Origin of the sequence: uncultured Frigoribacterium sp., assembly GCF_963515265.1 — a bacterium.
GTDB lineage: Bacteria > Actinomycetota > Actinomycetes > Actinomycetales > Microbacteriaceae > Frigoribacterium.
Genome location: NZ_CAUPYL010000001.1, coordinates 19113 through 32873 on the forward strand (window position 1 = coordinate 19113; position 13761 = coordinate 32873).

Sequence of the window (13761 nt, forward strand, 5' to 3'; positions counted from 1 at the left end):
GGGGCCCTCTCGTGTGCGTGCGGGCTGCTCAGTTCCCTGCGAGCGACGCAGCGTAGACCACGCCGCTCACGACGGCCAGCGAGACCGGCAACCAGGCACGCTGACGGCTGAGCAGGACGCCGGCGCACAGCATGAACGCGGGGAGCATGGCCAGGCCGTAGCGGTACGGCAGCTCGAAGTAGTAGCCGCTGACGACGATCGACCCCGCCGCCAGCACCGGACCCGCCGAGACCGCGGCGACGAGGGCGGCCCGCGCGAACCACGTCGACTCCGCGTCGTCCCGACCGACCGCGACGAGTCCGACGACGCCGGCGATGGACAGCCACGAGACGAGCGTCCCGGCGGTCACCAGGGCGATCGAGTTCGCGACGTCGGTCGGGTCCTGGGCAGTGAGCGGCAGGAACTTGAGGACCTCGGCGAGCAGGCCGTGGACCGTCACCGGCAGCGCGACGGACTGGTCGGGATAAGGTCCCGTCGCGATGGCCGAGCGGACGACGGCCCACACGACCTGGAACACGACGGCCACGACCAAGCTCGCGACGACCGTCAGGGTCTCGCGCGCCAGGAGCGCCCGCACGACCCAGCCGCCCCTCCTCGCGTCGTGGCCTCGCTCCGCGAACGCCCTCGCGGCCGTCCAGCCGACCACGGCGAGACCGGCGACGGCGATGCCGAGCAGGAACTGGGCCTTCAAGACCACCCCGACGAGGCTGACCAGCACGAAGGCGACCTTGCCCGACCGCCCCTGGACTATCCGGACAGCCAGCCAGAGGAGGCTGCCGCCCACCGCGAGGGCCGGGGCGTCGGTGCTCACGTACGTCGACGACCAGAAGGCGCCGGGCGACGCGGTCACGAGCGCGCCGAGGGCCACCGCCACGGTCCGGCCGACGCCCAGCCTCCGCATCGCCGCGAAGAGGAAGAGGAGCCCGACGGAGAGCCAGACGGCCCCCGCGTACGACGCCGCGTCGAGGAGGTCGTCGACGCCGAGGAACTGGATCGTCTTGGCCATGACCCACGTGACGGCGAAGTAGGCCGGCGTGTAGATGTCGGCCGACGTCACACCGCCCATGGGGAGGTCGGAGTCCTTCTCGGTGCCGGCGGCCACCTGGGCACAGAGCACCGGGTTCTCGTCGAGGGCCAGGCGCACCCCGTTGCAGGCCAGCTCGGAACGTGCGAACTCGCCCGTCTCCTCACCCCGCGTCACGACGCCCTGCGTCGGCACCTTGTCGAGGTAGTCGGCGTAGACCCACTCGTCGATGGGCGACAGGGCCTCGTTGTCGGGCACGTGCACGCCCACGGAGACACAGGCGACGAGCACGAGGAGGAGCGGGGCGACGAGGGCGACGAGGCGCTCTCGGGTGACGAAGCGGGGCATGACGGCGGAGGATCCTCCCGGGAACGCGGAGCCGGTCCCGGGCGGAGAGCCTCGTCCCGGCCGGGACCGGACCAGGCTACCGGTCGACCTCGCCCCGGCCGGACACCACGGAGTCGAGCTCGGCGTCGTCCGGTCCACGGTCGTCCGGGGACAGCTCGCGGAGGACGAGCACGGTCGCGGCGATCGCGATCAGCCCTCCCCCGATGACGATCAGCGCCCACACGGTCGTCGACGCGCCCGGCGGGTGCCAGGGGGTGTCGCCGAGCATGGCCAGCCACGACTGGGAGAAGCCGACGGAGTTGCGGCGCAGGAACGTCAGCTCGGCGATCACCGTGCAGATCGGGAACAGCACGACCAATACTGCGGTGAGCCGACGGACGACCACGCGGGACGCGCGTGCCAGGACGGGATCGGCGACGATGGCGGCGAGCACGGCCAGTGCGAGGAAGTAGGGCAGCACGTAGCGCCCCTGCCAGACGTAGCCCGACTCCGTGACCGTGGCCGCCTGGACCAGCGGCGGCACGAGGAGGAAGAGCGCCACGCCCAAGGCCAGCGCCGCTCGGGGAAGCCTCTCGCCGGGGGCGAGGAGGGGGACCGCGAGCAGCACGCCGGCGAGGACGAGGAAGGCGTAGATCGTGTAGAGGGGTGCCGGGGTGTCGAGCCAGCCGAGGGACCCGACCATCCCCAGCGCGTAGTCGACCGTGCGCTCGAGCATCTCGACGAAGCCGCCCACGAACGTCGTGCCCTGTCCGGGGAATTCTCCTACCGAGGCGACCGAGTTGGTCCTCGACGCCCAGATGAGGGCGAACACGGTCGAGACGGCCACGAGCCCGACGGCGCCCAGGACGCGGGGCAGCCTAAGCAGCTCCACGAACCTCGGCCAGCCGACGAGGACGACGCCGAGGATCACGATGAGCCCCAACCACAGAGGGGACAGCCCGCGGATGTGCACGAGGAGCGCGCCCGAGGCTGCCATCACGGCGACCATCGGCCACGACGGCGGGGACGATCTCCCGAGGAGGACGACGAAGTAGGACGCCGCGAAGGAGAGCGCGACGGTGGCCTCGAGCCCGTTGGGGTTCACCGACCCGGCGAGGAACCACATGGTCGGCGTCACCGAGGCGATCGCGACCAAGACCGGCAGCACGGGCCGGCGCAGGCGCGACAGGCAGGCTATCGCCGTCGCGAAGGAGAGCGAGCAGAGCAGAGCGCTGACCAGCCGCATGCCGATCAGGGCGGCCTTGCCGTCGAGCACGACCGACGGCCAGCCGACCAGGACGTAGTACACGGGGTTGTAGAGGCCCGCACTGGTCGTCGCGTCCACGATCTCTGCCGGGTCCGCCGGGTACGCCGGAGCACAGTCCGCCGTCGTCTCGGGGAAGTGGGCGTAGCAGATGGCGTAGGCCGCGTACGCGATGCCGGCCGGTACCTCGACGGACTTGACGGGAGGACTGTCGGTCGCCTCCCCGATGAGCTGGCCGCGCACCACCGAGGCTGCCTTCATGATGTGCGCCGGCTCGTCGGGGCTCGCCCCCGTCGGGCTCGTGAGGGCCCACGTGCCGCTGACGACCGCGAACGCGACGAAGGCGAGGAGCCAGACCCTCAGCGTGCGGCGGCCCGCCCGAGCGGCAGGGTGCCCGCCGGTTCCGCCGTCGCGGCGTCCACGACGGCGGTCTCGGGTCTCCTCGGTCGAGGCGGCGCTCACTCGGCCATCCGCCGGGCGCGCTCACGACGCTCCTGCACCTTGCCGACGACGGCCTGCACTCCCCCTTCGCGGGCGAAGTGCACGACGCGGCCCAGGTCGTGACGAAGACCGTAGGTCTTGGCCCGCCGAGGGACGACGACGGCGCCGCCGTGCGACGGGAGCGCCGCCCTGCCCTGCCGACGTCCCGACCGGTCCGCGGCGCGGAGCGGGTTGCGGCAGAACTCGACGAGGGGGGCCATCGCCTTGTCCCAGGTGAACTCCTGACGCACCCTCGCGACGTTCCGTCGTGCCGTGTCGGCCGCCTCCTCGTCGAAGAGGACGCTCTCCAGGGCCGAGGCCAGGGCGTCGACGTCGCGCTCGGGCACGGTGGCGCCGAGGCCCTCCTTCTCGATCAGGTCGGCGAAGGAGTCGCCCACTGTGCTGACCATGGGGAGTCCGGCCCAGAGGTAGTCGAGGATGCGCGTGCGGAACGAGAACGTCGTCTCGAGGTGCTGGTAGTGGGTCGAGACGCCCGCGTCCGCCTCGAGGAGGTAGTTCTGGCGCTGGTCGTAGTCGACCCACGTCTGGTTGAAGAAGACGTTGACGCCGAGGAGCCCGAGCTCGGCGGCCAGGGCCTGCGACTGCCCGACGATGTCCATCTCGGGCACGTCCGGGTTGGGGTGCTGCACGCCCATGAAGAAGAGGCGCACGTTCGGCCGCCGCTCGGCGAGCTGCCCGATGGCGCGGATGAGGGTGATCGGGTCGAACCAGCTGTAGAGCCCGCCGCCCCAGATCACGAGCTTGTCGTCCTCGCCGATCCCGGGCACGACGCCCTTGACGACCGCCGTGCTGTGGACCGGGTCCTCAGTCGTCATGCCGAACGGCGCGATGGCGATGAGGGAGTTGAGGTCTTCGTCACGCGAGTAGGTCTGCGCGTTGACGCGGCCGAGCCCGGCGAGCTGGCCGAGCCAGAAGAACCGCTGACGCTCGGAGGCGCAGAGGAAGAAGTCGCCGATCGCGAGCTGCAGGTTGAGGGCGGACGTCGCGTCGGAGATCTGCGCGTCCCACTGGTCGTGGCCGTGCCCGCGGCCCTGCTCGAGCTGCTCGAGGTGCAGCGGGTCGTAGACGTCGACGACGACGATCTTGTCGGTGTGCTCGAGGACCGGGAAGAGGTTGAGGGCGTGCCCCTGGACCACGATGACGTCGGCCCAGGCCTCGTGCGGCTTCATGGACGACTGGTGGTGGTGGGAGGCGGTCGCCAGCTCGAACGACTGGCCGCGGTCGACTGCCTTGCTGAGGCTCAGCAGCCGCACGTCGTGCTCCTCGGAGAGGAGCTCTGCGATGTTCCAGGCCCGGATGGCCGGCCCGGCCATGCGGTCGCCGATCGCGTCGCCCGTGACGACCAGGACCCGACGACGCCCGGAGATCCGGAGCGGGTCGAGGCTCGCGACCAGCTTGTCGTAGCCCGAGAGGTAGTCCTCGATCGGGTACGCGGGCTCGTCGCGCTTGCCGAACAGGCCGATGAGCTGGCGGTCGGACACGACCCGGTTCGCCTGGATCTCGCGGCGCGACTCACTCAGCGACGGGATGTTCTCGACGAGCTGGTCGATGCCGAAGATCCCGGCCATCGTGTTCTTCGAGACGGGGACGGTGCCCTGGTCGTCGCCACCCGCCCGACGGATGTCGAGCATCTCGGAGTCCAGCTCGCCGCGTGCCACGGCCCGTCGGACCGCGAGCGCGAGCGCGGCGGGGAACACCGTGGCCAGGGTCTCGTCGTCCAGGTTCTTGTAGAGCGTGTACAGCGCGTTGCGCTCGAGCAGGTAGGTCTCGCGGAAGTCGCCGAACTTGTTCATCGACGCGTGGTGCTTGTGGAAGGCGATCGACTGCGGCACGTAGCGCACCCGCCACCCGGCGAGGTTCAACCGCCAGCCGAGGTCGACGTCGTCGTAGAACATGAAGTAGCGGTCGTCGAACCCGCCGAGCTCGCGGAACGCCTCGGTGCGCACGAACATGGCCGCGCCGGTGCCGAAGAGGACGTCACGGGCCACCTCGTGCGAGCCGTCGTCGGGCTGGCCCGCCGTCGGCTTGTAGCCCATCCCGTACCAGGTGACGGCCGCGTCCGCGAAGTCGATGTCGACGCCGTCCCAGTCGAGGACCTTGCTCGCCACGGCTCCGATGCCCTCGTCGCCCTCGAGGACGGCCATGGCCTCGGCGATCCAGCGAGCGTCGGGTCGCGCGTCGTTGTTCAGGAAAGCGACGACTGAGCCGCTGGCGTGGTCGACGCCCAGGTTGCAGCCGCCGGTGAAGCCGAGGTTCTCCTTCGACCGGATGATCGTGGCCGACGTGCCCGCCGCCTTGAGCCGTTCGTAGCTGTCGTCGCCCGACCCGTTCTCGACCACGATGATCTGTAGCCGCGCGGCGGGCCACTCGACCTTCTCCAGCTCGGCGATGCAGGTCAGCGTGTCGTCCGTGCCCCGGAAGTTGACGAGGACGACGGAGATTACTCCGTCACGAGTTTTCTTCACGGCGTGGCCTTTCGGAACAGGACGGCCGCGGGCGCGGTCTATCCTCGTGGATGCGGTCTGTGACGACCACAACCCTAGTTCGGATCGGGCCGAGGGCTCGTGACCTAGGATCACCCGATGTCATCGACCACAGAAGGAGGGCTGCGTTGAGCCTCAACCATGCCGACCGAGTCGAGCGGGTCATCGCCGACGACCTGGTCCAGGTAGGAGATCGACGCGGGCTGTTCCGGGGCACCGTGGACAGCGTGCGCGGCGTCCTCGAGTACCGCGAGCTGCTCGGACTCCTCGTCCGTCGCGAGATCCGTGCGCGCTACAAGAACAGCGTCCTCGGCATCGTCTGGTCCCTGATGCGCCCCATCGTCCAGCTCCTCATCTACTACGTCGCGCTCGGCCAGTTCCTCGGCGCAGCCAGGGCGACCCCCGAGTTCGCGGTGTTCGTCTTCACCGGCCTGACGATCTGGGGGCTGTTCGCCGAGATCGTCGCGGGCGGCACCAGCTCCGTGGTGAACAACTCGGGACTCATCAAGAAGGTCTTCCTGCCACGGGAGATCTTCCCCCTGAGCGCCGTCGGCAGCGCGCTCTTCAACTTCGGCATCCAGTTCGTCATCCTGATCGCGGCGACCGTCCTCTCCGGCTCGTTCCCGCTGCACCGCGACCTCCTCTACGCTCCCCTCGCGATCGCCCTGGTCATCGTGCTCGGCACCGCCATCGCGTTCCTGCTGTCCGCGCTGAACGTGTACCTGCGCGACACGCAGCACATCGTCGACATCCTCGTCCTGGTCCTCTTCTGGGCCTCGCCCATCGTCTACAACTTCACGTTCGTGCACGACCGGCTCGTCGGGACCTTCGCCGAGTCCCTGTACCTGGCCAACCCGCTGACGCTCGCGACGCTGGGCATGCAGAAGGCCATCTGGCTGGCCGGCACGGAGGACCCCACGATCTACTGGCCGCCCCACCTCGGCCTCCGCCTGCTGATCGCCCTGGCCATCAGCCTCGTCCTCCTCTGGATCTGCCAGCGCGTCTTCTCGCGCCTGCAGAGCAACTTCGCTCAGGAACTGTGATGACCCCGACCGCCGCACCTCCCGCCGCTGCCGACGCGCGGCCGATCATCTCCGTCCAGGACGTCTCCAAGCGCTTCGTGATCCACAAGGACAAGTCGATCAAGGAGAGGATCGTCAACTTCCGCCAGTCGCGAGACCTGAAGGACGACTTCTGGGCCCTGCGCGACGTCTCGCTCGACATCTTCCCGGGGCAGACGGTCGGGCTGATGGGCCACAACGGCTCCGGCAAGAGCACGCTGCTCAAGGCCATCGGCGGCATCATCCACCCGACCAGCGGATCGGTGATGCGACGTGGCCGGATGGCCGCCCTGCTCGAGCTGGGGGCCGGGTTCCACCCCGACCTCACCGGCCGGGAGAACGTGTTCCTGAACGCCTCGATCCTCGGGCTGTCGAAGCAGCAGACGGAGGACGTGTTCGACGACATCGTCGACTTCTCCGGCATCGGCCAGTTCATCGACACGCAGGTGAAGTTCTACTCGTCCGGGATGTACGTGCGGCTCGCCTTCGCCGTCGCCATCAACTCGGACCCCGACCTGCTCCTCGTCGACGAGGTGCTGGCCGTCGGTGACGAGCCGTTCCAGAAGAAGTGCATGGACAAGATCCGGCAGTTCCAGCGCGAGGGCCGCACCATCGTCGTGGTGAGCCACTCGGTCGAGCAGGTGGCCGACCTCTGCGACCGCATCATCGTCCTCAAGGCCGGCGAGGTCGTCCACGACGGCAGCGCCGAGTCCGGCGTGCGAGCCCTCCGGGGCACGTTCGAGGAGGACCGCATCGCCGAGTTGCCCCCCGAGCAGGTCGACTCGGCCGGCCAGCCCTTGCCCGCCGTGACCATCGACGACGTCGTGGTGCTCGTGGACGGCGTGCCCCACGACGGCGTGATCGAGCCGGGCTCCGCCCTCGAGGTCGTGGCCACCTGCACGGTCCACGACTTCGGCCCCTGGATCGCCGGGCTCAGCATCGCCACGCCTCCCGGGCACCTGGTCTACCGAGTGAACTCGGAGGGCTTCGACCACCCGCTGCCCGACGAGCCCGGCACGTACGATCTCCGTTTCACGATGGAGGACATGTCGCTGGGCGGCGGCCAGTACGTGGTCCAGTTCGGCGCCGAGCGGCCTGCAGGCCAGCGGCTCGACCTGAACGAGAACGCCGCGTTGATCGAGTTCGCCCGCGACCCGCACGGTGCCGGCGACGTCCAGTTCACGGGTGAGTTCCGCGTCGAGCGCTCTGCCGCCGTCGTCGAGGCACCGGGCAGCCGCAGCCGCTGACCGCGGGGCGGCCGCCCGCGACGGGGCCGCCCGCCCCGCGGCCGCCTCGTGTCCGGGTGATCAGCGGTGGTCGCGCGAGAGGGCCTCGGACACCCGCCGGAGGGCCGCCGTGGAGCGCCACGACCTCGACTCGTGCACGGCGGTGAGCGCGGCTTCCGCCCGCAAGGCCCTGTCCTCCTGGGCTGCGCGCTGTGCGGCCGTCTCGACGAGGTGCTCGTGCGAGACCCTCAGCTCCTCACGCAGGCCGCGCAGCACCTCCGCGTCCGCCTCCGCCCGGTCCCGTGCCCGGCCGAGAGCGGCCAGGTGCTCGGACCTCAGCCGGTCGACCTCGTCGGCGAGCGCGCGCTCGACGAAGTCCGGCCGGACCCCGACCTCGTCAGCCACGGAGCGCCTCCGCCGCCACGGCCCGCCCCCGCGACGAGGCCTCCTCGACGAGCTCGCGACCGTGTGCCACCTGCTCTGGGCTCCCGGCGGCGGCCAGGGCCGAGCGCACCGCTTCCGGCACCTCGTCGAGCGTCACCCCGGCGGGGAGGTCGGGGTCCCAGGTCGTGGCGTACCTCGTCACCTTGTCGACGTCCAGGCTCACCCGCGGCACGCCGTAGGCCGAGCTCACGATGCGCCCGTGCAGCGATGAGCCGATCCAGCAGAAGGCACTCGCGACGACCTGCGCGAGCCCCAGCGGGTCACGGGTGCTGACGACGCGCGCGTCGACGTCGGGACCGAGCGTCCGGACGGCGGAGAGCAGCTCGTCGTACTGCTCGGGGCTGTCGTGATGGCGCGCCGTGCCCGCGGGGAAGAGCAGGACCCTGGCGTCGTGCTCGGTCGCGATGCCCACCAGGACCCCTGCCAGTTCCTCGGCGCCGTGGTGGTGGACGAGCCCGCGGTTCATCTGGAACACGAGGGAGCGACGCTCGTCGCCGACGGTCGACGTCCGGGCTGCCAGGTCCGGGAACAAGGCAGGGAGGGCGTGGACGAGGTCGGGCGACGTCGAGACGGGGATGCCTGCCCCCTCCGCCGCGGCCCGTGAACCGTCCTCGCGCACGGTGACGCTCGTGGCGCCCCGCAGGGCGACGGCCTCCCGGCCCGTGATCGCGCCGTCCGCGTCCCGCTCCGCCCCCGTCAGGCCCACCGAGTGCACCACGAGACGCGTGCCGGCGGCGCGGGGGTAGCGGCCGAGCTCGGGGAGGTACGCGGGCGCCTGGCCGTCCAGGCCCGAGACGAACGCGTCGAAGTCGGTCCGGTCGGCGGGCGACAGCTGCTCGTACTCGCTGCCGAGCGGGTCGGCCAGCGACATGGGCAGGGCGTCCTGGACGGTGACGCCGCCGATCTCGCCCCCCACGACCCAGACCGCACGCCACGACGCGGCGCGCAACGCGGCGTCCGTCGAGACCACGCGTCGACCGAGGACGTCCGTCATGTCGGACGAGATGACCGAGGAGGCGAGGGCACGCCCCTCGAGGAGGCGCTCGGTCGCCAGCAGGAAGAGCGAGTCCCCGAAGTTGTCGCGTTCGTACGCGCCCACCAGGAGCACGTCCCGTCGCGTCGTCGTGGTCATGCGGTGTCCTCCCTGCCGACGGTGCCCGACCGGCCCCGACGAGCCGTCGACGTTAGCAGGGCGACCTGCTCCGGAGCCGAGCGCGGCCGCGTCGACGGCGCACGTCTCGCTAGGCTGGGCTCTCGTGTCCCCCCCTCTGCGCGTCGCCACCGTCGTGGTCACCTGGAACGGCCGAGACCGCCTGGGGTCGTGCGTGCGGTCGCTCGTCGACCAGAAGGTCCCCGACGGCTGGGAACACCAGGTCGTGGTCGTCGACAACGGCTCCGTCGACGGCTCGGCCGACTGGGTGCGCACCGCCTTCCCCACCGTGACGGTGCTGCGCCGCGAGCACAACGGAGGCTACGGTGCGGGCGCGAACACCGGTGTCCGAGGCGTCGACGCCGATGTCGTCGCCGTCGTCAACGACGACGCCCGTTACGAGCCGACCTTCACGGCCGCACTCGTCGCTCCCCTGCTCGCTGACGCCTCCGTCGGGGCCACGACGGCCACCGTCGTCCTCGAGGGCGCCTTCGTGCGTGCGCCGGACGGGGACTTCGTCGGGCACGACGGCACCCGCTGGCGGCGGGACGCGTCCGGGCGGGACGACGCCGTCCCGCTGCTGAACAGCACCGGCAACCTCGTCTCCGTCAGCGGCAACGGCCGGGATCGCGGGTGGCTCGCACCGCTGGGGACCGACTACGACGCCGATGTGTTCGGCTTCCACGGCGGAGCGTGCGCGCTCCGCCGCGCAGCCCTCGACGACGTCGGCCTCTTCGACGAGACGCTCTTCATGTACTACGAGGACACGGACCTGTCGTGGCGGCTCCGCCGCCACGGGTGGTCCGTCCGCTGGGCCCGGGACGCGGTCTCGCACCACGCCCACGCCGCCTCCTCGGGCACGGGCAGCCGTCGTTTCGTCCGCTGGAACACCCGCAACCGCGTCGTCGTCGCGCTCCGGAACGCCCCCGCCTCGACGCTGCCGGGCACCCTCTCCCGTGCCCTCGGGAGCGTCGCGTCGACAGCGGTCCGCGCCGCGCGCACACCCGGCGACGCGGCCGCACGCGAGGAACTGCTCGGCCGGCTGGGCGGCGTGGCCGACGTCGTCGTCCGCTTCCCGTCCGCCCTCCGTGCCCGTCGGTCCCTCGACCGCCGTGCCCGCGTCCCCTCGTCTCGGCTGCGGGGACACCTCGTCCCTGACTCGTGACCGGAACCGACCGGGGGCCGCGCGCGGCTCGTTATGCTTGACGACGCACGACAGCGCGAGATGAGGTCCAGGACATGCCCAGCACCACGCCTGTCCTGATCGACGCCACGGCGATCCCCGCCGAGCTCGGAGGCGTCGGCCGGTACCTCGAGGGCCTCGTCACCGGCCTCGTCGACGCAGGTGCGGACTTCTCGCTCGTCGCGCGCCCGGAGCACGCGTCGCGCTTCCGGACCCTGGCGCCTGGTCGTCGTGTGCTCACGTCCCCTGCGTGGACGTCGAGGACGCCCCTCCGACTCCTGTGGGAACAACTCGGCCTGCCCCTCCTCGCCCGTCGCGTCGGCGCCCGTCTCGTCCACTCGCCGCACTACACCAGGCCGCTCGTCCGCAGGGGGCCGCGGGTCGTCACGCTGCACGACGCGACCTTCTTCAGCGACCCCGAACGTCACGGCGCGCTCAAGCGCGGGTTCTTCTCCGCCTGGACTCGCCTGGCCCTGCGCGATCGGCGCACCGTGTGCGTGGTGCCCAGCGAGGCGACGGCGTCCGAGCTGCGGCGCTTCGTCCGGGGGGCCCGCGCCCATGTCGTCGTCGCGCACCACGGGGTGGACGCCGCGCTCTTCCGGCCACCGACGGCCGCCGAGACGGAGGCCGCGCGACCGCTGCTCGACCTCGCCCCCGGGCGCCCGTGGATCGCGTTCCTCGGGACGATCGAGCCGCGCAAGAACGTCGGGGTCCTGATCGAGGCGCACCACCGCCTCCGCGACGCCGATCCCGACTTCCCCGACCTCGTGATCGCCGGGGGCCGCGGCTGGGACGACGACGCGCTCGCCCTGCTCGACGCCCGACGCCCGGGCGACGGGCTGCACGAGGTCGGCTACCTGCCCCTGGAGACGCTCCCGGCGCTGCTCGGCGGGTCCGAGGCCGTCGTCTACCCGAGCGTCGCCGAGGGCTTCGGCCTCCCCGTCCTCGAGGCGATGGCCACGGGAGCCTGCGTCCTCACCACCCGGTGGACGGCCATCCCCGAGGTCGGCGGCGACGCCGTCGCCTACACGGACGTGAGCGTCGACGCCCTCGTCGAGTCGTTGAGGTCCTTGATGGACGACGAGGCCCTGCGGGGCCGGCTCGGCCGGGCGGGCCGGGCCCGCGCGGCCGAGTTCACCTGGCGGCGGACGGCAGACCGTCACCTGGTCGCGTACGAGGAGGCGGCGTGACGGCCTCGCTCGCGGTCGTCGCCGTCGCGTACGGGTCGGACGACACCATCGGCGCCTTCCTGACCTCGCTGGGCGAGTCCCTCCGGCGCGCCGGACAGCCGGACGCGGAGGTCGTCGTCGCCGACAACTCCCCCGTGCCCTCCGCGACGGTCGTCCAGCTCGTCGAGGCCTCGGGTGCCCGGTACCTCCACCTGGCGGCCAACGCCGGCTACGGGGCGGGCGTCACCGCCGCGGTGGCGGCCCTCGAGCGACAGGCCACCTACCTCGTGGTCTCCAACCCCGACATCGTGGTCGAGCCCGACTGCCTCGCCCTCCTGCTGTCGGCGGCCGAGCGGCTCCCCGACGCCGGCGCGCTCGGCCCGCGCATCCTCGACGACGACGGCGGCACCTACCCGTCAGCCAGGAGCCTCCCGTCGCTCCGCACCGGGGTCGGCCACGCCGCCCTGGGCAGGGTCTGGCCGACGAACCCCTGGTCGACGTCCTACAAGGCCGAGCGCGAGCTCGATCGTGAGCGCGATGCAGGCTGGCTGTCGGGCGCGTTCCTCTTGCTCCGCCGCTCGGCCTTCGACGAGGTCGGCGGCTTCGACGACTCGTACTTCATGTACTTCGAGGACGTCGACCTGGGCCAGCGACTCGGCCGGGCCGGCTGGCGAAGCGTCTACGTGCCGACCGGCACGGTCGTCCACGCCGGGGCGCAGTCGACGTCGCAGAACTCCGTCGTCATGGAGCGCGTCCACCACGAGAGCGCCTACCTCTACCTGTCCCGGAAGTACCACGGACGCGTCCTCGCTCCGCTCCGGCTCGCCCTGCGCCTCGGGTTGGCCGCGCGCGCGCGATGGGTCACCCGTCGGCGGCGCCGCGCCTCCTGAGCCTCACCGCCGACCGGCGAGGCACGTGAGGCGCGATGGCGCCGGTCGCCGGGGTCAGACGGTGGGGGTCGGGACGTCCGGCCCGGGGAACGGGTGCCCGTCCGGGGTGTCGGGACTCGCCTGGATGTCGAGTTGCAGTGCGCTGATGAGCATCTGCACGCCGAGCATGAGGGGCAGGGCGGCGAGCATCACCGTGGCCGCCGTCGCGATGACGCTGTTGAGCGACAGGAACGCCAGCCAGACCGACACGGCCAGGCCGAACCCGAAGAGGACGATCCCGAGCACGAGCAGCAGGGCGATGGGGCTGAACGACCACAGCACGTAGCGGTACCAGATCCGTCGCCAGAAGCCTCGCCCGAGCAGGTTGACGAGCTCGGGGACCACCTTGGAGAGCTTGATGCTCGAGACCTCGTCGCCGTAAACGGCCGGGATCGGCACGTCGACCGCGGGCACCTGGAGGATGTTCAGGTGGATCAGCAGGTCGTTCTCGAAGGAGTACCGCTTCGCCACGTTCTTGAGGGGCAGCCGCTGCAGCACGCTGGTGCGGATGGCGGTGTAGCCGTTCTGGGGGTCGAAGAGGTGCCAGTACCCCGAGGCGAGCTTGGTCATGAACGACAGCCCGATGTTGCCCAGCACACGGTAGCGGGGCATCCCGTCGAAGGACTCCGGCGAGAAGAACCGGTTGGCCTTGGCGAAGCCGTAGCCGCCGTCGGTCACCTGCTCGAGGAGCGCAGGCAGGTACGCCGGATCCATCTGGGCATCGCCGGCCATGATGACGTTCACGTCCGCACCGAGTTCCATGGCCCGTTCGTGACCGGTGATGATGGCCCCGCCCACGCCCTGGTTGACCTCGTGACGGATCAGGTCGACCCGCGGGTCGGTGCTGCGCCGGACGACGTCGCTCGTGGCGTCGGGACTGCAGTCGTCCACGATCACGATGTGGTCGACGTAGTCGGGCATCGTGTCGATGACCCGGTCGATCATCGACTCTTCCTTGTACGCCGGCACGACTGCGGCTACGACTGCTCCTTGGAACACG

General features: G+C 71.3%; 11 protein-coding genes. 5 read left to right on the forward strand and 6 right to left on the reverse strand.

Going from position 1 to position 13761, the window contains the following annotated elements:
* Nucleotides 1-28: 28 nt before the first annotated feature.
* The 3 genes from RWM17_RS00080 to RWM17_RS00090 form a co-directional block, all read right to left on the reverse strand.
* The gene (locus RWM17_RS00080) at nt 29-1372 is read right to left on the reverse strand and encodes a hypothetical protein (RefSeq protein ID WP_314100525.1); all 1344 of its coding nucleotides are present in this window, start codon (nt 1370-1372) and stop codon (nt 29-31) included.
* A gap of 76 nt (nt 1373-1448) precedes the next feature.
* On the reverse strand, nt 1449-3077 hold the full coding sequence (locus RWM17_RS00085; protein WP_314100526.1) for a DUF2142 domain-containing protein: 1629 nt from the start codon (nt 3075-3077) through the stop codon (nt 1449-1451).
* The gene (locus RWM17_RS00090) at nt 3074-5581 is read right to left on the reverse strand and encodes a glycosyltransferase (protein WP_314100527.1); all 2508 of its coding nucleotides are present in this window, start codon (nt 5579-5581) and stop codon (nt 3074-3076) included. Before RWM17_RS00090 ends, RWM17_RS00085 begins: the two co-directional genes overlap by 4 nt.
* A gap of 146 nt (nt 5582-5727) precedes the next feature.
* Here RWM17_RS00090 and RWM17_RS00095 point away from each other — a divergent pair, with 146 nt between their 5' ends.
* Both RWM17_RS00095 and RWM17_RS00100 read left to right on the forward strand, forming a co-directional pair.
* Complete coding sequence (locus tag RWM17_RS00095; RefSeq protein WP_314100528.1) at nt 5728-6642, forward strand: ABC transporter permease; 915 nt, start codon at nt 5728-5730, stop codon at nt 6640-6642.
* The gene (locus tag RWM17_RS00100; RefSeq protein WP_314100529.1) at nt 6642-7907 is read left to right on the forward strand and encodes an ABC transporter ATP-binding protein; all 1266 of its coding nucleotides are present in this window, start codon (nt 6642-6644) and stop codon (nt 7905-7907) included. The genes RWM17_RS00095 and RWM17_RS00100 overlap by 1 nt, the downstream gene beginning before the upstream one ends.
* A gap of 60 nt (nt 7908-7967) precedes the next feature.
* Here the strand turns inward: RWM17_RS00100 and RWM17_RS00105 are convergent, their stop codons facing one another.
* Nucleotides 7968-8291, reverse strand: coding sequence for a hypothetical protein (locus RWM17_RS00105; protein WP_314100530.1), 324 nt, complete (start codon nt 8289-8291; stop codon nt 7968-7970).
* Complete coding sequence (locus tag RWM17_RS00110) at nt 8284-9462, reverse strand: polysaccharide pyruvyl transferase family protein (protein WP_314100531.1); 1179 nt, start codon at nt 9460-9462, stop codon at nt 8284-8286. The genes RWM17_RS00105 and RWM17_RS00110 overlap by 8 nt, the downstream gene beginning before the upstream one ends.
* Before the next feature lie 124 nt (nt 9463-9586).
* Between RWM17_RS00110 and RWM17_RS00115 the strand changes: the two genes are divergently transcribed.
* The 3 genes from RWM17_RS00115 (at nt 9587) to RWM17_RS00125 (ending at nt 12722) form a co-directional block, all read left to right on the forward strand.
* Entirely contained in the window at nt 9587-10645 is a 1059-nt protein-coding gene (locus RWM17_RS00115) for a glycosyltransferase family 2 protein (RefSeq protein ID WP_314100532.1), read from the forward strand.
* 74 nt (nt 10646-10719) lie between these two features.
* A complete protein-coding gene (locus RWM17_RS00120) occupies nt 10720-11853 on the forward strand; it encodes a glycosyltransferase family 1 protein (RefSeq protein WP_314100533.1) in 1134 nt (377 codons plus the stop codon).
* Complete coding sequence (locus RWM17_RS00125; protein WP_314100534.1) at nt 11850-12722, forward strand: glycosyltransferase family 2 protein; 873 nt, start codon at nt 11850-11852, stop codon at nt 12720-12722. Before RWM17_RS00120 ends, RWM17_RS00125 begins: the two co-directional genes overlap by 4 nt.
* A 54-nt stretch (nt 12723-12776) precedes the next feature.
* Here RWM17_RS00125 and RWM17_RS00130 read toward each other — a convergent pair whose 3' ends face one another.
* A complete protein-coding gene (locus tag RWM17_RS00130; protein ID WP_314100535.1) occupies nt 12777-13760 on the reverse strand; it encodes a glycosyltransferase family 2 protein in 984 nt (327 codons plus the stop codon).
* Between the last annotated feature and the right edge of the window lies 1 nt (nt 13761).

Coding starts and splice junctions, on each gene's coding strand:
- RWM17_RS00120 (WP_314100533.1), top strand. CDS start 10,720: ATGCCCAGCACCACGCCTGTCCTGATCGACGCCACGGCGATCCCCGCC.
- RWM17_RS00100 (WP_314100529.1), top strand. CDS start 6,642: ATGACCCCGACCGCCGCACCTCCCGCCGCTGCCGACGCGCGGCCGATC.
- RWM17_RS00110 (WP_314100531.1), bottom strand. CDS start 9,462: ATGACCACGACGACGCGACGGGACGTGCTCCTGGTGGGCGCGTACGAA.
- RWM17_RS00080 (WP_314100525.1), bottom strand. CDS start 1,372: ATGCCCCGCTTCGTCACCCGAGAGCGCCTCGTCGCCCTCGTCGCCCCG.